Source organism: Rodentibacter caecimuris (genome assembly GCF_010587025.1).
GTDB classification, from domain to species: Bacteria; Pseudomonadota; Gammaproteobacteria; order Enterobacterales; family Pasteurellaceae; genus Rodentibacter; species Rodentibacter caecimuris.
The window spans coordinates 1,748,835-1,770,904 of record NZ_CP040863.1; the positions used below are offsets into that span (position 1 = coordinate 1,748,835).

Annotated in this window: 20 protein-coding genes, 1 tRNA gene and 1 pseudogene; 8 read left to right on the forward strand and 14 right to left on the reverse strand. The window is 39.9% G+C overall.

The window, feature by feature from the left end; genetic code table 11:
- Nucleotides 1-6: 6 nt before the first annotated feature.
- From FEE42_RS08595 to FEE42_RS08605, 3 genes are read right to left on the reverse strand one after another with little or no spacing between them, the layout of a single operon-like run.
- The gene (locus FEE42_RS08595; protein WP_059368584.1) at nucleotides 7-1,458 is read right to left on the reverse strand and encodes an FGGY-family carbohydrate kinase; all 1,452 of its coding nucleotides are present in this window, start codon (nucleotides 1,456-1,458) and stop codon (nucleotides 7-9) included.
- A 17-nt stretch (nucleotides 1,459-1,475) separates the two neighbouring features.
- Nucleotides 1,476-2,507: an ABC transporter permease gene (locus FEE42_RS08600; RefSeq protein ID WP_164028229.1), complete on the reverse strand. Its 1,032-nt coding sequence runs from the start codon at nucleotides 2,505-2,507 to the stop codon at nucleotides 1,476-1,478.
- Nucleotides 2,508-2,524: 17 nt separating this feature from the next.
- The gene (locus tag FEE42_RS08605; RefSeq protein WP_164028230.1) at nucleotides 2,525-4,018 is read right to left on the reverse strand and encodes a sugar ABC transporter ATP-binding protein; all 1,494 of its coding nucleotides are present in this window, start codon (nucleotides 4,016-4,018) and stop codon (nucleotides 2,525-2,527) included.
- 244 nt (nucleotides 4,019-4,262) lie between these two features.
- Here FEE42_RS08605 and FEE42_RS08610 point away from each other — a divergent pair, with 244 nt between their 5' ends.
- On the forward strand, nucleotides 4,263-5,204 hold the full coding sequence (locus FEE42_RS08610; RefSeq protein ID WP_059368581.1) for a substrate-binding domain-containing protein: 942 nt from the start codon (nucleotides 4,263-4,265) through the stop codon (nucleotides 5,202-5,204).
- Between the two features lie 151 nt (nucleotides 5,205-5,355).
- Here the strand turns inward: FEE42_RS08610 and ispF are convergent, their stop codons facing one another.
- Genes ispF through ftsB form a run of 3 tightly spaced genes read right to left on the reverse strand, consistent with a single transcriptional unit; the run spans nucleotide 5,356 to nucleotide 6,793 of the window.
- Nucleotides 5,356-5,835, reverse strand: coding sequence for a 2-C-methyl-D-erythritol 2,4-cyclodiphosphate synthase (gene ispF, locus FEE42_RS08615; RefSeq protein WP_164028231.1), 480 nt, complete (start codon nucleotides 5,833-5,835; stop codon nucleotides 5,356-5,358).
- On the reverse strand, nucleotides 5,832-6,515 hold the full coding sequence (ispD, locus tag FEE42_RS08620; protein ID WP_059368579.1) for a 2-C-methyl-D-erythritol 4-phosphate cytidylyltransferase: 684 nt from the start codon (nucleotides 6,513-6,515) through the stop codon (nucleotides 5,832-5,834). The genes ispF and ispD overlap by 4 nt, the downstream gene beginning before the upstream one ends.
- Nucleotides 6,515-6,793: a cell division protein FtsB gene (gene ftsB / locus FEE42_RS08625; RefSeq protein ID WP_059368884.1), complete on the reverse strand. Its 279-nt coding sequence runs from the start codon at nucleotides 6,791-6,793 to the stop codon at nucleotides 6,515-6,517. The genes ispD and ftsB overlap by 1 nt, the downstream gene beginning before the upstream one ends.
- Nucleotides 6,794-7,027: 234 nt before the next feature.
- Here ftsB and FEE42_RS08630 point away from each other — a divergent pair, with 234 nt between their 5' ends.
- A complete protein-coding gene (locus FEE42_RS08630; RefSeq protein WP_059368578.1) occupies nucleotides 7,028-7,849 on the forward strand; it encodes a 5'-nucleotidase, lipoprotein e(P4) family in 822 nt (273 codons plus the stop codon).
- Nucleotides 7,850-7,944: 95 nt separating this feature from the next.
- Here the strand turns inward: FEE42_RS08630 and fabR are convergent, their stop codons facing one another.
- Both fabR and oxyR read right to left on the reverse strand, forming a co-directional pair.
- Nucleotides 7,945-8,580, reverse strand: a complete 636-nt coding sequence (fabR, locus tag FEE42_RS08635; protein WP_059368577.1) for an HTH-type transcriptional repressor FabR — start codon at nucleotides 8,578-8,580, stop codon at nucleotides 7,945-7,947.
- Nucleotides 8,580-9,485: a DNA-binding transcriptional regulator OxyR gene (gene oxyR, locus FEE42_RS08640; RefSeq protein ID WP_059368576.1), complete on the reverse strand. Its 906-nt coding sequence runs from the start codon at nucleotides 9,483-9,485 to the stop codon at nucleotides 8,580-8,582. The genes fabR and oxyR overlap by 1 nt, the downstream gene beginning before the upstream one ends.
- A gap of 121 nt (nucleotides 9,486-9,606) precedes the next feature.
- On the opposite strand from oxyR, the gene FEE42_RS08645 reads away from it, so the two are divergent.
- Entirely contained in the window at nucleotides 9,607-10,338 is a 732-nt protein-coding gene (locus FEE42_RS08645) for a glutathione peroxidase (protein ID WP_164028232.1), read from the forward strand.
- A gap of 138 nt (nucleotides 10,339-10,476) precedes the next feature.
- Here the strand turns inward: FEE42_RS08645 and FEE42_RS08650 are convergent, their stop codons facing one another.
- Nucleotides 10,477-11,373: an SAM hydrolase/SAM-dependent halogenase family protein gene (locus FEE42_RS08650; protein WP_059368574.1), complete on the reverse strand. Its 897-nt coding sequence runs from the start codon at nucleotides 11,371-11,373 to the stop codon at nucleotides 10,477-10,479.
- Between the two features lie 154 nt (nucleotides 11,374-11,527).
- Nucleotides 11,528-12,001, reverse strand: a complete 474-nt coding sequence (locus FEE42_RS08655; RefSeq protein ID WP_059368573.1) for a DMT family transporter — start codon at nucleotides 11,999-12,001, stop codon at nucleotides 11,528-11,530.
- Nucleotides 12,002-12,194: 193 nt separating this feature from the next.
- Here FEE42_RS08655 and brnQ point away from each other — a divergent pair, with 193 nt between their 5' ends.
- The 3 genes from brnQ (at nucleotide 12,195) to FEE42_RS08670 (ending at nucleotide 15,001) form a co-directional block, all read left to right on the forward strand.
- The gene (gene brnQ, locus FEE42_RS08660) at nucleotides 12,195-13,508 is read left to right on the forward strand and encodes a branched-chain amino acid transport system II carrier protein (RefSeq protein WP_135969570.1); all 1,314 of its coding nucleotides are present in this window, start codon (nucleotides 12,195-12,197) and stop codon (nucleotides 13,506-13,508) included.
- Nucleotides 13,509-13,782: 274 nt separating this feature from the next.
- Nucleotides 13,783-14,202 carry a PACE efflux transporter gene (locus FEE42_RS08665; protein ID WP_077663976.1) on the forward strand — a complete coding sequence of 140 codons (420 nt, stop codon included), beginning with the start codon at nucleotides 13,783-13,785 and terminating at the stop codon, nucleotides 14,200-14,202.
- A 232-nt stretch (nucleotides 14,203-14,434) separates the two neighbouring features.
- The gene (locus tag FEE42_RS08670) at nucleotides 14,435-15,001 is read left to right on the forward strand and encodes an acetate uptake transporter (RefSeq protein WP_059368571.1); all 567 of its coding nucleotides are present in this window, start codon (nucleotides 14,435-14,437) and stop codon (nucleotides 14,999-15,001) included.
- A 79-nt stretch (nucleotides 15,002-15,080) separates the two neighbouring features.
- Here FEE42_RS08670 and FEE42_RS08675 read toward each other — a convergent pair.
- From FEE42_RS08675 to FEE42_RS08690, 4 genes and pseudogenes are all read right to left on the reverse strand, one after another.
- Nucleotides 15,081-16,381: pseudogene (locus FEE42_RS08675) on the reverse strand (sodium ion-translocating decarboxylase subunit beta).
- Between the two features lie 16 nt (nucleotides 16,382-16,397).
- Entirely contained in the window at nucleotides 16,398-18,212 is a 1,815-nt protein-coding gene (gene oadA, locus FEE42_RS08680; RefSeq protein WP_164028234.1) for a sodium-extruding oxaloacetate decarboxylase subunit alpha, read from the reverse strand.
- Nucleotides 18,213-18,248: 36 nt separating this feature from the next.
- Nucleotides 18,249-18,521: an oxaloacetate decarboxylase subunit gamma gene (locus tag FEE42_RS08685; RefSeq protein ID WP_164028236.1), complete on the reverse strand. Its 273-nt coding sequence runs from the start codon at nucleotides 18,519-18,521 to the stop codon at nucleotides 18,249-18,251.
- 123 nt (nucleotides 18,522-18,644) lie between these two features.
- Nucleotides 18,645-18,739: transfer RNA gene (locus FEE42_RS08690), tRNA-Sec, on the reverse strand.
- Nucleotides 18,740-18,809: 70 nt separating this feature from the next.
- On the opposite strand from FEE42_RS08690, the gene selA reads away from it, so the two are divergent.
- Nucleotides 18,810-20,195, forward strand: a complete 1,386-nt coding sequence (selA, locus tag FEE42_RS08695) for an L-seryl-tRNA(Sec) selenium transferase (protein WP_059368567.1) — start codon at nucleotides 18,810-18,812, stop codon at nucleotides 20,193-20,195.
- The gene (gene selB, locus FEE42_RS08700) at nucleotides 20,192-22,063 is read left to right on the forward strand and encodes a selenocysteine-specific translation elongation factor (RefSeq protein ID WP_164028238.1); all 1,872 of its coding nucleotides are present in this window, start codon (nucleotides 20,192-20,194) and stop codon (nucleotides 22,061-22,063) included. The genes selA and selB overlap by 4 nt, the downstream gene beginning before the upstream one ends.
- Nucleotides 22,064-22,070 lie beyond the last annotated feature (7 nt).

A 22,070-nucleotide genomic window follows, 5' to 3' on the forward strand; every position in this document is an offset into this window, starting at 1 on the left:
TATTATTTATAAAGTTTTAAGTACATTGATTAAATTAATATAACTTTTATATTTTTGCTGGTATATAAAATAGTTTTCTATATTTGATTCTATTAATTTAACATTCGTTAATTTATTTATAATATCTTTAGTTTCTAAACCAACGCCTTGCATAGCCACTAATGCTGCTCCTAAACAACCTGGCTCGTCTACTTCGGAAATTTCCAATGTTATACCTGTTATATCAGCTAGCATTTGTAGCCATACTTGTGATTTTGTTATCCCTCCCATGACATGTAATTTTTCTGTATTAGGAAATTTTTTCTTCATATTTTCTATATGAGTCATTAAGCTAAAAATAACGCCTTCATAAATTGCGCGTAATAAATGAGATTTTGTATGGTAGGACTGGATTCCATAGAACCCAGATTTCACATTTTCTGTATTCGTTCCATATAAAAATGGAATAAATAGAACTGAATTTAACTGAGGTTTTATACTATCTACAAGAATATTGATTTCTTCATAAGTTAAGGGTGCACACTGTTCAATGAACCATTCTAAATTCGCAATAGAAGTAGGACTATCATCATGAATAATCAATTTACCTGTTTCAGGATAGCAACCATGAACTAATCTTTGTTGTTCATTGGCAAAATTCTGTGTTATTCCACTCACAATATGCCAAGTACCCAAAATAGCACAAAGTTCGTTCTCATTGGTGAGGTTAGCACATAATGTGGCCGCGACTACATCAAATAAACCACCAACTACAGGAGTACCTATTTCCAAACCTGATAATTCGGCAGATTCTGGTGTGACATAACCCACCACTTGATTTGATTTTGCTATAGGGGGAAGTTTGTCATATATTTCAGCAATATCTAATTTTTCCATGATTTCAGTATCATAGGCTTTTGCTGTCATATTATATAAATTAGATTCTGAAATATTAGTTTCTTCACAATGTAATTTGCCAGTTAAACAAAATCGAAGATAGTCATGGGACATCAAGACTGTACCAATATTTTTATAAAGATCGGGATTATTTTCTTTCAACCAACGTAGAATTGAGACCGGATGGCCTGCCCAGAGTGGCTGGTAAGTCTTCTGATAGAGCCAATGATGAATATGCTGTTTTTCCCAATTTTTGACAATATCACGAGCTCTTTGATCCGAGGAAATAATTGCGTTTCCTAAAGGCTTCTTTTCCTTATCTAGTAGAAATACACCTTTACCCTGAGCAGATATTCCAATAGATTTAACTTGTTTTGGGCTGATATTAGCTTTGGCTATAACCGTCTTTATGACTTTGACACAATCTAGCCATAATTTAGTCATATCCCTTTCAGCATACCCCTCCTTTTCACTTAAGATTGGAGAGTTTTGTCTTGATGACGAAAGAATATTTCCAGCACTATCCACTAATATGGCTTTAATAAAGGTTCCACCACAATCAATACCTAAATAATAATCCATTATGTTCCCCTAATTGATTAATCTCTTCTAAAGAAAATAGCTTTAAAGTTGCTCATTGAGACTTCTCCTCGGCGTACTTGATCTAAAAACACTGCGAGGACAATAACCAACCCAATGATCAACCGCTGTAAATAAGAGGTAACATTTAGTAACGTTAATCCATTTTGCAATACACCCATAATTAGTGCACCTATAGATGTACTGATAACAGAACCAATTCCACCAATAAGACTTGTTCCACCGATGACTGTCGCGGCAATCGCATCTAATTCATAGCCAGTACCAGCAATAGGTTGTGCTGCATTTAATCGTCCCACTAAAATAACTGCACCGATTGCAGCAAATGCACCATTGATCACATAAGCCTTTATTTCTAATCGGTTTACGTTGATACCGGATAAGCGAACCGCCTCACGGTTTCCCCCTAATGCATAAATCTGGCGACCGAAAATAGTTTGGCTTAATACATAATAGCTCACCAATACAACAATAATGGCGATAATAACAGGAATGGGAATATGGATTTGTTCTGTGAGCTCTAGTTTACCATTGCCAAAAAACCGTAACGCATCTGGAAAATTATAGATAGTTTTACCGTCAGATAGTGTTAATGCCAACCCTCGTGCAATCCCCATCATGCCTAGCGTTGTGATAAAGGGAGTAACTTTGCAATAAACGATGAGAAAGCCATTAATATAACCACAAATTGCCCCAACAAGGATTGCTCCTATAATGGAACATAACACCAGTATTGTGACAGAAAAATCAGAGGGATTATCTCCCAAGTACCTTAATCCAGTGTGAATAAACAATCCTAAACAGACCGCACTTAACGCAACAATCGATCCGACAGATAAGTCAATTCCGCCTGTTAATATGACATAAGTCATGCCAACTGAAATAATACAAATTACAGAAACCTGTAATAGTATATTTAGTATATTATTAGATGATAAAAATACCTCATGAGCTAAGGACATCCCAATAATCATAATAAATAAAATAATTCCAATACCTAATTTAGAAAATATTTTTTTAAATTTATTCATAATTCCTCCAAATTTTATTAAACACCAATCATTAAACGCATAAGGTTTTCTTCATTAATCTCATCTTGTTTAGTAATTTCCTCTATTTTTTTACCATTACGCATAACGATGACTCGATCTGACATTGTAATTAATTCAGGTAAGTCTGATGACACCATAATAATGCTGCCGCCTTGTTCAACAAACTCTCGCATAAGATCATAAATTTCAGATTTCGCACCAATATCAATCCCCCTTGTAGGTTCATCAAAAAATAGAATATTTACACCACTTTCTAACCATCTTGCGATAATGACTTTCTGCTGATTTCCTCCAGATAGAGTTTTTGTCTCTTGCTCTTGATCTCTTGATACAATCTTTAATTGTTCTCTATTTTTTTCAACAAGTTGTTTTTCACTTTTTTTATCTAAATAAAAGTTTTTCCAAAAACGTTTTAAAATAGGCAATGTAATATTTTCTCGAATGCTTAATCCTAAAATTAATCCTTGTGATTTACGATCTTCTGTAATAAATCCAATTTTATTTTTAACAGCATCTTCTGGAGATAAAATATTCACTTTCTTATTATCAATAAAAATATTACCTATTGATTCATCCGCTCCATAGATTGCTCGTAGTAATTCAGTTCTTCCTGCACCAACCAAGCCGGCAAAACCAAGAATTTCACCTTTATAAAGGTGAAATGAGACCTGTTTAAGTTTTTTGTTACTAATTTTTTCAACTCTCAACTTTTCTTCATTAAAAAAGCTTTCTATTTGATATTTGCTAAAATCAATATCTCTTCCAACCATTAATTTAACGATTTCTTCAGGAGATGTTTCTTTATACGGAATTGTGCCGGTAATTTCTCCATCTCTAAGCACGGTAACTTTATCTGCAATATATTCAAATTCTTCTAATCTATGAGAAATATAAATCATCGCAACATTCTTCTCTTTTAATTGCCGAATGATTTTAAACAGTGTTTGGGTATTTTTTCTTGATATTGAAGCGGTCGGCTCATCAAAAATGATCACTTTATATTGACCAAAAATTGCTTTGGCAATCTCAACCATTTGCTGTTGTGCAACGGATAGATTTGAAATTAAATCATCAGGGTGAATATCTAGTTCTAACTCATTAATAATTTTTTGTGTTTTTTCTCGCATCTTATGCCAGTCCATCAGTACACCGGCACGCTTTTTTTCAGAACCTAAGAAAATATTTTCCAACACACTCAATTGAGGAACTAACATCAACTCTTGGTGAATAAATCCAATTCCTAGTGTTTGTGCTTCCTTAACTGTCTTAGGAAGATAATAAGTATTTTTATAAGTGATCTCACCACTATCTCTGGAATAGATACCAGCAATTATTTTACATAACGTAGATTTACCTGCACCATTTTCACCAACTAAGCAATGAACTTCACCTTCATTAATTGTAAGATTAATATTTTTTAAAATATCAACACCAAAAAAACTTTTTCTTACATTATGGAGTTCTAAAATTACTTTTGAATTTATCGTCATTACTATCCCCCTACCATCCTCTCTAAAAACTAAATATAGCTTAAAAGATTTTGTAGATTAAAAATGTGATCTTTCTCTCAAAAGGGAAAAAATATAGAAACATAAATATATTTTATCAACTTATTTAATATAAATGAGATATATGTCACAGTTTTTATTATAAAAAATGTTAGACTAATCACACTAGTAAAGATGTTATTCTAGTAAGTAGAACTATTTTAACCACACATAGGGGGAATAAATTATGAAAAAAATGTTCTTACGCAATATAATTTCTGCCAGTTTGCTGATCTTTGCTTTATCTAATAACAGCTATTCAGCAGATAAACCACAAATTGCATTATTAATGAAAACACTAAGTAATGAATACTTTATTTCAATGCAACAAGGCGCTGAAGAAACAGCAAAGAAAATGAATGTTGACTTAACCATTCAAGTAGCAGAGAAAGAAGATTCAACAGAGCAGCTAGTTGGTCTTGTTGAAAATATGATTGCAAAAAAAGTAGATGCAATTATTGTCACGCCTAATGACTCTATAGCATTTATTCCCGCTTTCCAAAAAGCGGAAAAAGCGGGCATTCCTATCATTGATTTAGATGTTCGCCTAGACGCAGAAGCTGCCAAAAAAGCAAATCTAAAATTTAATTACGTTGGTGTGGATAATTTTTTAGGAGGATATTTAGCGGCTAAAAATTTAGTACAGGCAATTGGCGGTAAAGGTAAAATAGCAATGTTGGAAGGAATCCCAGGTGTGGATAACGGAGAGCAACGTAAAGCAGGAGCATTGAAAGCATTTAAGGAATCCCCCGAAATTGAAATTGTGGCGTCCCAATCAGCGAATTGGGAGACTGAGCAAGCGCTAAATGTAACAAGTAATATTTTAACTGCTCGTCCAGATATTAATGGTATTTTTGCCGCAAATGATAATATGGCGATCGGTGCAGTTACCGCCGTGGAAAATGCCGGTCTAGTGGGAAAAGTATTAGTAACCGGATACGATGGCATCCCCCTTGCTATTGAATATGTCAAACAAGGGAAAATGCAAAATACCATTGATCAGCTACCGAAAAAACAAGTTGCTGTAGCGATTGAAAGTGCATTAAAGCAACTTAATAAGCAAGATATTCCCGAAGTCTATTATGTTGATCCTGTGGTTGTTGATAAAGAAATATCAAAAAATTACTAATGCAATAAGACAATGTCTAATTAAATTTCAGAGCTCTATTCGAACTGATAAACTACAATCGGCGAATGGTTATCCTTTCAAAATACAAGTTTTAAAAATTAACCCAGTAAAAAGGCGCAATATTTATCAATTGCGCCTTAACTTTATCCAGTTAGATTGATTTCAGAAGTAACACGACAGCTTCACAGGCGATACCTTCGTTTCTTCCTGTGAAACCGAGCTTTTCTGTCGTTGTCGCTTTCACATTGACTTGCTCAATATCGCAGCTCAAGTCATCGGCAATCACCGCTCGCATATCATCAATGTGAGGACGCATTTTCGGTGCTTGAGCAATGATAGTAATATCTACATTAGCCACTTTATAACCTTTTTCTTTCACTTGGCGAAAGGCTTCTCGAAGTAGCTCGCGGCTGTCAGCATTTTTATATTGCATATAGGTATCGGGGAACAGTTTGCCGATATCCCCCAATGTCGCTGCACCTAACAGCGCGTCGGTCAATGCGTGCAAGGCGACATCGCCGTCGGAATGGGCGATAAAACCGGTATGGTAGGGAATGCTAACACCACCGATAATGAGTGGTCTATTTTCGCCAAAGGCGTGTACATCAAAGCCGTGTCCAATTCTTATCATCGTGTTTTCCTTGTTAGATAAAATTCCGCAAGAGCCAAATCTTCAGGTCTTGTTACTTTAATATTATCGCGTCTTCCTGCCACCAAGTGCGGTCGAAATCCGGCAAGTTCCATCGCAGAGGATTCATCCGTAATAACCTGTTGTTGTACCAATCCGTTATAGATTGCCTTTTTCAGTAAATCTGCACGGAAGAATTGTGGTGTTTGAGCTTGCCAAAGCTGTGAACGATCTTCTGTTGTCATTATAGTGCCGCTTGCATCGCTTCTCTTGATCGTATCGGTTACGGGAGTGGCAAGAAGTGCGCCGTGATCGTCATTAATTTCTAACAGTTTATTTAGGTCTGTTTCCGTTAAACAGGGTCTCGCTGCATCGTGTACCAACGCCCAGGCATTTTCTTCAAAAATAGCATTCAGTGCGTTTAAAACCGATTCCGCTCGGGAATTTCCGCCTTCCACAAGTTGGATTTTTTCATGGGAAAGAATAGAGAGCGTGGGGGAGTAGGGGTCATCTTTGCCGAGAGCGACAATAATTCGAGAAATTGCGTGATGATTGAGCATAATACTCAGTGTGTGCTCTAAAATCGTTTTCCCTAAAATGGTTAAATATTGTTTAGGTATTCCCGCTTTCATACGAGAACCGATACCGGCAGCCGGGATAATAGCAATAATTTTTCGTGACATTATTTATGCTCTTTCACAATGTGATAGAAAGTTTCGTTTTCTTTCACCATATCGTGCTGCATTCTGGCGCGCTCTTCTATGGATTCAAACCCTTTTGTCAGCCCCTGAATTTCTGCCGAGATCATTTGATTTCGCTGCACTAACTTTTCATTTTCAGCTTTGTTTTCAGTAATCTGTGTTGACACTTTTTTGTAATCAAAGTAGCCATTTTTGCCAAACCATAAGTTGTATTGAAAGATGGCAAGAATGCCTATAAGAATCGCAATAAATATCCGCATAAACGTTGTCTGAAAGATGGTGAAAAATGCCCATAGTTTATCCTGAAACGACAATAAAGGCGATGGGAAAGTGCGGTCTATTTTTCCTGCGTTTTTGGATTATTTTCATCTTGTATGTGATCTTAATCACAAATTTATGATAATTCATTGTCTATGAAGTGAAATTTCGGCAAATTTTGCATAAAACTTGCTATACTTTTTTTCACTTTATTTTGTCTTTTTGAGGAGAATAAGATGAAAAAAACATTGAAACTAACTGCATTTGCTACGATTTCCGCTTTTGTATTGGCCGGTTGTGCACACAAAATGGATTCACAAGAACACGTACGTGCTCAATTACAGCAACAAGCTGTGTTGGGATTGAACTGGATGCAAGATTCCGGTGAGTATCAGGCGTTAGCCTACCAAGCCTATAATGCGGCGAAAGTGGCATTTGATCAGGCAAAAGTGACAAAAGGTAAGAAAAAAGCGGTTGTCGTTGATTTAGATGAAACGATGTTAGACAACAGCCCTTATGCCGGTTGGCAAGTGCAAAATAATAAGTCTTTCGATGGCAAAGATTGGACTCGTTGGGTTGAAGCTCGTCAGTCCCGTGCAGTACCGGGAGCGGTAGAATTTAATAACTACGTAAACTCCCATAAAGGTAAAGTATTCTATGTCACAAACCGTAAAGACAGTACGGAAAAAGCCGGCACTATTGATGATATGAAACGTTTGGGCTTTACTGGCGTAGAGGAATCCGCATTTTATTTAAGAAAAGATAAATCATCCAAAGCAGAACGTTTTGCCGAAATTGAAAAACAAGGTTATGAAATCGTGCTTTATGTAGGCGATAATTTGGATGACTTTGGTAACTCGGTGCACGGTAAACTCAATGCCGAACGTCGAGATTTTGTGGCAAAAAATAAAGCAAAATTTGGTAAAAACTATATTGTGTTGCCGAATGCAAACTATGGTGGCTGGGAAGGTGGTCTGAAAAAAGACTACTTCAAAGGGGATACCCAAAGTAAAATTAAAGCCCGTTTAGATGCGATTCAGGCATGGGACGGCAAATAGTCTAATCTGTACAAAAAAAGCGTTGGCGATACTCGCAACGCTTTTTTTGTAAAGTTTATTCCTTCAATAGGGGAAAAAGTGCGGTCGGTTTTTTGTCACTTTTTCTCTTTGTTGTGTGCATATTTCTCTTTTTGAGCGGCGAAATCAGCACCTTTTGCCATCATGCGTAATTGTAGAATAACACGTTGTTTTAGCTGTTCGCGTTCTTGTTTACTCATATCTAAGGCATTTGCTCCGGCAGTGAATACAATCGTTACGATACCTTCCGCCTGAACGTAAGCGATATATTGAGGATATTGATTCCGATGAGCAATATATTCCGTAAGTTCGTCCACAAAATGTTTAATTTCACGGGCGGCTGCAGTACGGAATGCTTGGGAAGTGCCTGAGCTTTCCCGTAGTAATAAGCGAAATACGTTTGGGCTGTTGGTGATAAATTCAAAAAAAGTATCAACAGAAACGGAAATTACGCTACCTCCTGCATCAATACGTTTGCGGGCTTGACGCATTAGCTGACGTAAAATCAAGCCTGCCTCATCGACCATTTCTAAACCGAGCTCATCCATATCGCTAAAATGACGGTAAAAGGATGTCGGCGCAATACCAGCTTCACGTGCCACTTCCCTCAAACTCAAATTAGAAAAACTTTTTTCCGCGCTAAGCTGGTTAAATGCGGCATCTACCAATGCGCGGCGCGTTTTTTCTTTTTGAATTGCGCGAATGCCCGCCATTATTTTGCTCCGGCAAGAATAGATTTAACCTTAGAACTGATCGCACTTGCGACACGCTCATAACGATTGCGCAATGGTGAACCCGGTCGATAGACTAATGCGATACTGCGCATTGGTTCGGGAGAATGACATGGAATATATTTCACGCCTTTACGCGAACCTTCATTTCGTACGGCAAGTTCAGGCATAAATGTAATGCCTGCGTTAGCCGCAACCATATTGCGTAGCGTTTCGAGACTTGTTGCTTTAAAATGTGAATCTTCTTTTGCTCCTGCGGTGAAGCAATAATCTAATGTTTGGTGACGCAAACAATGGCCGTCATCCAACATAAGCATTTCTTGGCCGGTAAGCTGCTTCATTGAAAGTTTTTCTTCTTTCGCCAAAGGGTGATCTTCTGAAACGGCAAGTAACATTTTCTCTTCAAAAATAGGAACTTCAATAAATGCCTCGGTTTTTTGGACGCGCGCTAAAATTGCGCAATCCAACCGTCCGGTTTCAAGTTGTTCCAATAATTGGTGCGTTTGTGCTTCATACAGAAATATTTCTAAATCAGGGAAGGATTCTTTTAAGGTCGGTACAATATAAGGAAGCAGATAAGGACCGACGGTCGGGATTAATCCGATATGCAACGGCCCTGTCATTTCTTTTCCTTGGTTGCTTGCCATTTCTTGTAGTAGTTTGACTTCACGTAAAACGGTGCGGGCTTGCTCGACAAGAAGCATACCCGATTGGGTAAAAAGAACTTTACGGCTGGTACGTTCTAATAAGACAATGCCGAGTTCATCTTCAAGTTTGCGGATTTGTCCGCTTAATGTCGGCTGGCTCACATTACAAGAATCTGCCGCACGACGAAAATGTTTGTGTTCGGATAATGCGACTAAGTATTCTAAATCACGAATATTCATTGGGAATTTCCTTATAGAAAAAGTCAATCAAAAGAATAGAATCAATTGATTGTAACTATATCACAACTTTGACTATAATCCATGCTCAAATAAGATTCGTGTCAAAAATAAGGAGAAAAATATGGCTTTAATTGATATGACAGGTAAAAAAGTACCGAGTGTTACATTTCATACCCGCCAAGGCGATGCTTGGGTTGATGTCACAACAAGCGAATTATTCGACAATAAAACTGTCGTCGTATTTTCACTCCCGGGTGCATTTACTCCAACCTGCTCATCAACACATTTACCACGCTATAATGAATTAGCCTGTGAATTTAAGGCTGTCGGTGTAGATAAGATTATCTGTATCTCGGTTAATGATACTTTTGTAATGAATGCTTGGAAAGCCGATCAAGAATCTGAAAATATTACCGTAATTCCGGATGGTAACGGTGAGTTTACCGAAGGCATGGGTATGCTGGTGAATAAAGAAAATTTGGGCTTTGGTAAACGTTCTTGGCGTTATTCTATGCTAGTGAGAAACGGCGTTGTAGAAAAGATGTTTATTGAGCCGGAAGAGCCGGGTGATCCGTTCAAAGTATCTGATGCGGATACGATGATGAAATATTTAGTACCGGGGTGGACAGCCAAACCATCGGTTTCTGTTATCACCAAACCGGGCTGTCCGTTCTGTGCGAAAGCAAAAACGTTATTAAAAGCAAAAGATTATACTTTTGAAGAAATCGTATTAGGCCGTGATGCAAGCACAATTTCTGTTCGTGCAATCACCGGTAAAACCAGTGTTCCACAAGTATTTATCGGTGGTAACTACATTGGTGGTAGCGAAGATTTAGAAAAATACTTTGCCTAAGGTAGGAATGTAAATTTAGCTGATTATTTTAATTTGGAACGTTAACTAAAAAGCCAAACTCTTTGCGGAGTTTGGCTTTTCTATCTTTTTTAACAATATACTGAAAAGCGTCAAGACGACTTACAAATTATCGAATCATTATTGGCATTTGTGTAAATCGATATTCCAGTCTGCGCCGGAATAAACACCATGGGTTTTAGAAAAACTATCCATATTCAAGGCAAATGACACATTCAGTAAACTGTTTAAATAAAGCAACGGTTTTCCCTCGTCCACATCCCCAAAGCTACTGACATAAGGCATTTTTCCCGTATATTTAACCTGATTACCTTCTTTTATTTCAACGCAAGCCAGATCGCCTTTATTAATACCGGATTGCTCTAATAGTGCATCACTAATATTTGTCCAAATGTTGCCGTACTGAATATCTAAAATAGGAATATTGCCCTTTAAATGCCCCTGCTCTAATACTGCTTTTTGATAGGGAATATCCAACACTTTTTTCTCTAACTCATCCCCTACGTCTTCAAATGAAATTGTACCGGAAGCCAATCTTGCCCCCGTATAAGCATAGACATCACGTCCGTGGAAAGTATAAGATTTTTCTGAGCCGGCAAGACGATTTTTCTTTTCGTCAATTTCTCTTACGGATTCAATGCCTAAATGCTCCGCAACTAAGGTTAACGAGCCGTTATCGGGTGTCACGAAATAATGCCCTGTCTTGGTTTTCAGGACAACTGATTTACGATCCGTACCGACACCGGGATCAACGACATTCACAAAAACCGTTCCCGCTTTCCAATAAGGGGCGGTTTGATATAAACGATAAGCCGCCTCCCAAATATTATAAGGTGGAATTTCGTGGGTTAAATCAAACATTTTTAGCTTTTCATCCACTGAAAAGGCGACACCTTTCATTGCTGAGACTGCACCGTCTTTCAAACTGAAATCCGTTTGTAAAACGAGCGCATTGTCGGCAAAAGCCATTTTTGAACAAGCTAACGCGAAGAGAATCGGTAAGAGTTTCTTTGTCATATTTTTCCCCTTATAGATGATGAGACTAAAGAAGACTTTGATATTAATGAATGCAATCGGTTTTTTCAATATTTATTAAAACGATAGCAAAGGGCAAAAATAATTATCTTTGTGAGTGTTTAATGATTTAAATACTATTTAAATTTGACCGTACTTAGCCTTTTATTAAGGCAAGCAACTTATCGCCAAAAAAGTAAAAAATCAGTCCGAACCCAACGATCAGCAAGCCAATTAATTTCGTGATATTAATTTCCCGTACCGGCATACCGATTAAACCAAAATTATCAATAATGGTGGCTGAAAGTAATTGTCCAATAATGATAAAAAATAACATTGCGGTAATACCGAGTTTAGGAGCTAGCAATATCGTGGTAAACACCGCTAATGCACCTAGTGCGCCACCCAAGAATTTCCACCAAGGTTGATGGGGAAGAGCGCTCAAACCTAGCCACAAATCTGTTTTGAATAAGGCAATGAAAAAGAGCAGAATTGTCCCGACCGCAAAGGAAATTAATGTAGCGATAACGGGTTCGTTTCCCACCGCTTTGGCAAGTTGGGTATTAATCGCGGATTGGGATGCCAGTGCCATTCCCGCAATGAATGCAATTAAAATATAAATAAAAAACATAGCTCCTCCAGATAAAGAAAATTATAGAAGTTTTGGTGTAATCGTCAAATTGGAAAAGTCTCATAAAATTAACCGCACTTTATTTCTTTTAGGCTGGTTTTGCTTTATAGCTCAAATTGCTATAACCTCTAATTACAGCCTCTTGTTATCGTGCTATACTCGCCCCCCATTATGTATAGACAAAATGATAATTATGATTAAAAAAGCAGGTTTAACAGGGCTTTTGTTATTCGGTATGTTTTTTGGTGCCGGCAATTTAATTTTTCCACCAAGTTTAGGTGCTCTATCGGGAGAGTGGTTTTGGGCGGCGGTTTTAGGTTTTGTCCTATCCGGTGTCGGTATTGCCATTCTTGCCTTGGTTATTGGAATGTTAAATCCGAAAGGCTATGTAGAGGAAATTTCTCAGAAAATTTCCCCTTGGTTTGCGACCCTTTACTTAGTGATTTTATATCTCTCAATCGGGCCTTTTTTCGCAATTCCTCGAACCGCCACGGTTGCCTATGAAGTGGGCATTTCTCCAATGCTCTCCAAAGGAATGAGCGAAATCGGGTTAGTGGTTTTCACGCTATTGTATTTTGCAGCGGCTTATTTTATATCCCTTAATCCCTCTAAAATTTTAGATAGTATTGGGCGCATTCTCACCCCTATTTTTGCCTTATTAATAGTTATTCTGGTTGTACTTGGGATTACAAAATATGGTGCGAATCCCCCTCAGTCTGCAATTGGGGATTATGCCAAAAGCGCATTTGGTACGGGATTTATTGAAGGTTATAACACGTTAGATGCGCTTGCTTCTGTTGCATTTAGTGTTGTCGCGGTGCAAACCCTAAAACAGCTTGGTTTTAGTTCTCGAAAAGAATATGTGGCGACCATCTGGTTAGTAGGTATTGTGGTAGCGTTAGGGTTTAGTGTGCTTTATGTCGGATTGGCGTATTTCGGCAATCATTTCCCTGTCCCGCTGGAAGTGATGAATAGCAATGTCAATAAAGGCGTGTATATTTTATCTCAAGCCACACAGGCGATTTTTGGTGAGTCTGCTCAATGGTTTTTAGCTGTGATGGTGACAATGACTTGTTTTACCACCACTGCTGGATTAATTGTCTCTACTGCTGAGTTTTTTGCCGACCGTTTTCCTCGTTTTTCCTATCGGGTATATGCCACAATCTTTACTCTACTCGGATTGGCTGTCGCGAATTTAGGATTGAATGCTATTATCCGTTTCTCATTGCCGGTGTTATTGATTCTTTACCCGATTACTATTGCCATCGTGATGTTGGTGATTGTTAATAAATGGTTTGCCCTATCAAAACTTGGTATGCAATTGACTATTGCATTGGTTACCTTAGTTTCCGTAGCCGGTGTATTGGGAGAGCAATTTCAAATTTCAACACTTACGGAATGGGTGAATTATCTTCCGTTTGCTACCGTTTCTTTACCTTGGTTAGTGCCGGCATTAATCGGATTAGGACTTGCGTTATTTTTACCTCACCGACAAAAAGACCTATAAATAGGTAAAAGTGCGGTCGGTTTTTGTTTATTTTATTTCGACAAGTTTGTTCAACATCATCGGCAATTTCTGAGTGTTCCGTGTAAATGTGCCGATGAACGAACGGATCATATTGATGGCATTACCATAGGGTTCACAGGCTAAATCTACATTTAGCATCTATGATTTATCTATCTGGGAAAGTGATGGATATTAACTTTATCCATCATAAATAATTCTCCATTAATGTACTTATCTTGATGAATAAACCGGTTTTATTTATAAGGAATTTATTATGATGACATTAAAAGAACGCTTTTTGCATTCAGCATTATTTGAAATCGGCGCTGTGGCTGTTTCCACTATCGCCATGCTTTTGGTAAGTCCGGAAAAAGGGAGTACGGCACTGGGTGTCGGTATATTAATATCATTGGTTGCGATGGTTTGGAATCTTATTTTTAACAGTATTTTTGACAAGATCTTTACTGCTCCCCGTGAAACTCGCGGTCTTGGCACACGAATTTTCCACACCGTTATGTTTGAAGGGGGGCTTTTGGTGGCAACTATACCGATGATCGCCTACTTTTTGCAACTGACTTTATGGCAAGCGCTGATAGCGGATATCGGGTTGACAATTCTGATTATGGTTTATGCGTTGATTTTCAACTGGATTTACGACCATATAAGATTAAAATTTGTGGGGCAGAAGGCATAAAAAGTGCGGTCGATTTGTAACCTGTTTTTAAAATCGACCGCACTTTTCATTTTACCTCGTGCTTTTCTGCAATATCACCTGGTTTGTTTGCTATTCACTCGTTGTCATTCATCTTCCCCCGAACTTAATCTTTTCTTCATTATTAAAAATTTCTTCATTGCACTATTTATTTATTCATCAATTTCAGCCATAATCGCGCGCCTTACTAGTCTATTATTTTGAGGAAATTTTTATGTCGGCAACAAAAGACGGTTTAGCAAATCCGGGTCCGTTAGGATTATGTGGTTTTGCATTAACCACTTGGTTACTTTGTTTAATTAACGCAGGCGTATTTGATAGCACGAATTTGGGTTTAGTATTCGGCATGGCGTTTGCTTTTGGCGGAACGGCACAAATGATCGCCGGAATGTTCGAATTTAAAAAAGGAAATACTTTCGGCTTTACCGCATTTATCAGCTATGGTGCGTTCTGGTGGTCTTGGGCGTTATTTGTCGCTTTCTTTAAAGGTGAAACTTCCGCACAATTTGTGGGGTGGTATTTAGGATGTTGGGGAACATTCACGTTAATGATGTTCTTAGCCACTTTCCCGAAACCGCGTGCATTACAAGCGATTTTCTTTTTTCTCACACTCACGTTTTATGCTTTAGCAGTCGGTGATGCGACCGGCAACCATGCCATTGTGAACGTAGGGGGATACTTAGGTTTAATCACAGCACTTTGCGCATTCTATTTGGCTGCGGCTGAAGTGTTAAATGAATCCTACGGCAGAACGGTATTGCCAATTGGTGAGAAAAAATAATTTTTAACGGTTGGTTTGAATAAAAGTGCGGTCATATTTTCGAGAGAATTAATGACCGCACTTTTTTTAGGTTAGAACATCACATTCCGGCAATATATTTCAACATCACACCGGCTGCGATAGCCGAGCCAATCACACCTGCCACATTTGGCCCCATGGCGTGCATAAGTAAGAAGTTCTGATGATCCGCTTCTAACCCTATTTTATTGGATACCCTCGCCGCCATAGGAACAGCTGAAACCCCGGCAGAGCCAATAAGCGGATTGATTTTGTTTTTGCTAAACTTATTCATCAATTTCGCCATTAATACGCCGCTTGCCGTGCCGACACTAAAGGCAATTACGCCGAGTAATAAAATCCCGAGGGTTTGCGGTTGTAAAAATTTATCCGCTACCAATTTTGCCCCGACCGATAATCCCAACACAATCGTGGTAATGTTGATTAAGGCGTTTTGGGTGGTATCGCTTAACCGTTCTACAACACCGCTGACACGCATTAAGTTACCAAAACAGAACATACCCAATAAGGGCGCGGCATCAGGTAAGATCAAGGCAACCAATAACAATAGTATGATTGGAAACAACACTTTCTCACGTTGACTGACAGGACGGAGCTGCACCATACGGATTTTCCGCTCTTCTTCGCTCGTTAAGGCTTTCATTATCGGTGGTTGGATTAAAGGCACGAGCGCCATATAAGAATAAGCCGCCACAGCGATTGCCCCAGTAGTTCCGGAGCGAGTTTACTGGTGAGGTAAATTGCTGTTGGGCCGTCTGCGCCACCAATAATTCCAATCGCCGCCGCTTGTGGCAAGGTAAAGGAAATGATACCAAGCCAGTTTAATGCCAATGCCCCTAATACGGTGGTGAAAATACCGAATTGAGCCGCCGCGCCTAACAGCAACGTTCTTGGATTGGCAAGAAGAGGGCCGAAATCTGTCATTGCGCCTACGCCCATAAAAATGATTAACGGCGCAACCCCGTAGCCGATAGCCACTTTATAGAATAAGGCGAGAATACCGGCGGTATAGCCCATATCACCGGCTAGGCTTTCCAGCTCGGCAATTTGTGAAGGAGAGGCACTATTCAAGACCTCTTTAATAGCAGCCGGATCGGCCACCGTGTTAAGTTTTGCAGCAATAATCGCAAGTTGCTGTATCGTGCCTAAGTGGAGCAAATTATCCAATGCCGTCATGGCAATGCCGGCTTCAGGGATATTGGATAATAACCCGCCAAATCCGATAGGCAGTAATAACAAGGGTTCAAATTTCCGAGAAATTGCCAACCAGAGCAGGAGCAAACTCACACCGATCATAACGGCTTGCCCCCATTCTAGGTGCATAATTCCCATTCCCTTAAACAATGCAATAATACTATCCATATTTACCACCTATCATTTATGCGATAGTCATTAAAGTATCGCCTATGGTAACAACATCGCCGACTTTAATGGCGATATTTTGGATGACGCCGCCTTTAGATGCGCGAATTTCGGTTTCCATTTTCATGGCTTCAAGAATAAGTAATACATCCCCTTCTGCGACAGTTTGCCCTTCGGTTGCAACCACTTTCCAAATATTACCGGACATTGGTGCGGTAACCGGTGTGCTTGCACTTGATGGCGTTGGAGCAGGCTGTGGCGAGGCGGTTTGAGCCGTAGGTGTTGTTGGAGTGATATTGGTTACATCACCGCCCTCACTGACTTTTACGACAAAGGCTTTGCCTTCTAATTCCACCGTATAAACTGCCGGTTCATTTGATCTTGCAGTTGAAAGTGCGGTTGGTTTTTCCGCCGTTTTTTCTGTTGCTTGGTCGGCAGTCGGTGCAGGCTCAAAGGCGGCAGGATTATTGCGGTTTTCCAAGAATTTCAAGCCGACTTGCGGGAATAACGCCACAATCAGTACGTCATCAATTTCATTTTCTGCAAGTTTGATGCCTTTTTCCTTCGCCAGTTGTTTTACTTCATCGGTGAGTTTATCCATTTCCGGAGCAAGATGATCCGCCGGTCTGTCAGTGATAGGTTGCGCACCTTCTAATACGCGTGCTTGCAAGTCGGTATTTACCGCTGCCGGTGTACGACCATATTCGCCTTTTAAAATTCCGACCGTTTCCTTTGCGATCGTTTTGTAACGTTCGCCCATTAAGACGTTAATCACAGCCTGTGTGCCGACAATTTGTGAAGTTGGTGTAACAAGCGGAATAAAGCCGAGATCTTCACGAACACGTGGAATTTCTTGTAACACTTGGTCAAGTTTATCCGAGGCGTTTTGCTGTTTAAGCTGACTTTCAAGGTTGGTGAGCATTCCTCCCGGTACTTGTGCCACTAAAATGCGGCTATCAACGCCTTTTAATTGCCCTTCGAATTTCGCATATTTTTTACGCACGGTCCGGAAATAATCCGCTATTTTTTCCAGTTTAAGAATATCTAAACCCGTGTCATACCCCGTGCCTTGTAAGGTGGCGACCAATGCTTCGGTGGCAGGGTGCCCATAAGTCCCGCTCATGGAGGAAATTGAGGTATCAATGCCGTCGGCACCCGCTTCAACACCTTTTAATAATGCCATTTCAGCCATACCGGTGGTGGAGTGGCAGTGTAAATGGAGGCGAATATCGTAGCGTTTTTTGATTTCACTGACTAATTCATAGGCGGACATTGGCGCTAAAATGCCTGACATATCTTTAATCACAAGAGAATCAATACCGATTTCTAATAATTGTTCTGTGGTATCCAGCCAAGTTTGTAAAGTATGCACCGGACTGGTGGTATAACTTAACGTTCCTTGTGCATGCCCGCCTTGTTTACGAACGGCTTTTAATGCCTGTTGCATATTGCGGGGGTCATTCATTGCATCAAACACACGGAAGACGCTCATTCCATTGATAACGGCACGTTCTACAAAACGATCCACAACATCATCGGCATAATGGCGATAACCTAACAAATTTTGTCCGCGTAAAAGCATTTGCAACGGGGTTTTTGGCAAGGCTTTTTTCAACTCACGCAAACGCACCCACGGATCTTCGCCTAAAAAACGGATACAACTGTCAAAGGTTGCACCGCCCCATGCTTCTAATGACCAATAACCGATATCATCCAATGCAGACGCAATGGGAAGCATATCGTCAAGGCGCATACGGGTGGCAAAAAGTGATTGATGTGCATCTCGCAATACCACATCGGTGATAGCAATTTTTTTATGTTGGGCTGTCATAAAATACCTCTTCCTTAGCCTATTAAATGAAAAATATTATTTTAAACCTTGTTGGCGGCGGTGATGGGCAATCGCCGCAACAATAACCGGACGCAACCGAGACATATCATCATCGACATTCGACACGGCGGTCGATGGTGTTTGGTTGAGTTGTGATGATGTTGGAGACTCGTTTTCGGGAAAGAATCGATTGATGATTTTTGAGGCAAACTCAATAGCATAGATAAGCAGGAATAGAAAAAAGATAACAAACCCCATTCCCGCAAACATTAAATTAAACCCTTCAAGCATGAGTTCTGAACTTGTCATAATTACTCCCCAGAAATTGAAAATACAATGAATATATTAGTTTTTTTCGATAAAAAAAACTTTGATATAGTTCACAGAAATGAGGAAAAGTGCGGTTGAAATTGGAGGATTTTTGAGAGTATTTGGCGGAAAGTCATGGGAGTCGAACCCACCCGAGAATGCTGGCATTCTCAACAGGATTTGAAGTCCTGCCACCTCACCGGAGATGACGACCTTCCAAGGTTGAAATCGCTGCTACTTTAGCGTAAATTATCTGCCACTTCAACGTTATTTTAAACGGATTCAAAGATGACCGCACTTTTTCAACAGTTGCCGGCGGTTGATAAACTTCTCAAAACCTCACAAGGTGAACGTCTTATTGCTGAATTTGGGCATTCTGCCGTGGTGGCAATGTGTCGGGAATTATTAACACAGGCACGTCAATTTATTCAAAAAAATCATCAACTTCCTGAATATTTTATCCATTTTGACCGCACGTTTGCGGAACTTGAGTATCTTCTGCAACAACAAAATCAAGTACAAATAAAGGCGGTGCATAATCTTACCGGTACGATATTGCATACTAACTTAGGGCGGGCAATATGGGCGAAAGCCGCTCAACAAGCGGCATTGTCTGCGATGCAAGGCAATGTTGCACTGGAGTATGATTTAGAAGAAGGCAAACGGAGTCACCGTGATAATTATATCAGCGAACTTTTATGTTCATTAACCGGTGCAGAGGCGGCTTGTGTCGTGAATAACAATGCGGCGGCGGTGTTTTTAATGCTGGCAACTTTTGCTCAGGGAAAAGAGGTGGTTATTTCTCGCGGTGAACTCATTGAAATCGGTGGGGCGTTCCGTATTCCCGATATTATGACACAGGCAGGTAGCCATTTGGTTGAAGTGGGCACGACCAATCGTACGCATTTAAAGGATTATCGCGCTGCGATCGGTGAAAATACCGCCTTATTAATGAAAGTGCACAGCAGTAATTATCAAATTTTTGGCTTTACTTCATCGGTTTCGGAACAAGAGTTAGTTGAACTTGGACGAGAAATGAATGTACCGGTGGTAACAGATCTTGGCAGTGGGGCATTAATTGATTTAAGCCAATACGGCTTACCAAAGGAACCTACCGTACAAGAGAAGGTCGCTCAAGGGGTGGATTTGATTTCCTTTTCCGGTGATAAACTGTTAGGCGGCGTGCAAGCAGGGATTATTGTGGGAAAAAAAGAATGGATTGCACAACTGCAAGCTCACCCACTAAAACGGGTGTTGCGTTGTGATAAAGTGACCCTAGCCGGTTTAGAAGCGACATTGCGCTTGTATTTAAATCCTGAAAAATTGACGGAAAACTTGCCAACATTACACTTACTGACACAATCTATTGAACAATTACGGATCAAGGCAGAGAGTTTTAAAGTGCGGTTAGCAATGCGATTAAATTCACAGTTTGACATTCAAATTGAGGAAAGTTATGCACAGATTGGCAGTGGTTCGCAGCCAATGGCTCGTATTCCTTCTGTTGCTGTCACGGTTTCTGAAAAAACAAATGGAAAATTAACCGCACTTTCCGAACGTTTCAAAAAACTCCCTCAGCCAATTATTGGGCGAATGGAAAGCGGCAAATTATGGTTGGATGTTCGCAGTGTGGCAGAGATGGAAACCTTATTACAGACGGTGGATAAACTATGATTATTGTCACCTCAGGGCACGTTGATCACGGCAAAACGGCGTTACTAAAGGCGTTAACCGGTACTCATACCGCCCATTTACCGGAAGAAAAAAAGCGTGGTATGACAATTGATCTTGGTTATGCCTATTTGCCTTTTTCTTCCCAAGACGGCTCAAAAACATTGGGTTTTATTGATGTGCCGGGGCACGAAAAATTTCTTTCTAATATGCTGGCAGGGTTAGGCGGTATTCATTACGCCATGCTAATTGTGGCGGCAGATGAAGGCATTGCCGCACAAACTAAAGAACATTTGGCGATTTTGCATCGGTTACAATTTAATGAAATTATTGTTGTGCTAACAAAATCAGATCGAGCAAGTTCGACACAAATCGATACATTAATACAACAAATCAAACAAAATTATGCATTTTTACGTGGGGCGAACTATTTTGTTACCTCCGCCGAAACCGGACAAGGTATTGCTGAGCTGCGTCACTATTTGCAATGCTTGCCGGAATTAGACGACTCACAAAAACCGTTTCGTTATGCGATTGATCGTGTCTTTAGTGTGAAGGGTGCCGGTACGGTAGTTACTGGAACGGCATTTACGGGGGCGGTGAAAATTAATGATGAACTCTATCTTTCCACCGGTCAAAAAGTACGGGTGAAAGCCATTCATGCACAAAATATGCCGAGTGAACAAGGTTTTGCAGGACAACGTTTGGCGCTGAATCTTAATGTTGATCTTGATCGCATACCGACAAAACGGGGGGATTGGCTATTGCAGGATATACCGCCGCAACCAACAGATCGTATTAGTGTACAAATTCAGGCTGAAACCCTGTTAAATGAAAGTCAGTCGGTGCATATTTATCATGCTGCCAGTCGTACGACAGGTAAGCTTGTTTTGTTACAAAGTAAAAATGTCGCCCAAAATGACCGCACTTTGGCAGAGATTATTTTGGATTCCCCCTTGTTTTTAGCCTTTGGCGATAAGCTTATTTTGCGCAGTGGTGATGCGAAAACACTTGTGGCAGGCGCTAGGGTGTTGGAAATTAACTCGCCAAAACGCCATAAGCGGACAGCGGAACGGTTGAGTTTCTTGGCAAATTTAGCTTTAGCGAAAAATGCTCCACAACGTATTGGATTAGCTCTTCAACATAATGCAATTGAAGCTAACCAAGTCATGTGGGGAGAACAGCTCAGTGTTATATCGCTAGACGAGGCACTGGCACAATGTGGTGCGTTGCGCTATCAGGATTGGTGCTTTAATGCGGATTATCAAGCTGAAAAAACACAGCAAATTTTGACCGCACTTGCTACCTATCATGAACAACATAATGATCAGTTAGGGGTGAGCAAAGCCCGTTTGTATCGTATAGCGCTGCTTAATCAGCCGGAACATTTGATTTATCACTTGATCGATGATATGTTGGATAATGGTAAACTTCAACAAACCCGAGGTTGGTTGCATTTACCCGAACATAAAATCCGTTTCGATGAGGAAGAACAGCATCGTTGGCAATGGGTATTAAAGGAATTTGAAAAGGCTAATGGGCAAGCGATTTGGGTGCGTGATATAGCAAATGCCTTAGCCATGGATGAAAACACAATGCGTAATTTTATGTATAAAGCAGGGAAACTAGGTTATCTTACGCCGATTGTAAAAGATCGTTTCTTTTTAACTGAAACGATTTATGCTTATGCGCGTCTTATTAAGCAAATCGCTGAGGAAAAAGGGAAGGTTTCCGTTAATGAGGTGCGTGACCGCTTGAATTTTGGTCGCAAGCTCACCGTACAACTTATGGAATATTTTGCTCGTATCGGTTTTTTACGTCGTAAAGGCAATGATCACATTTTGCGTGATAAGAATATCTTTGATTTATAAGGAGAAA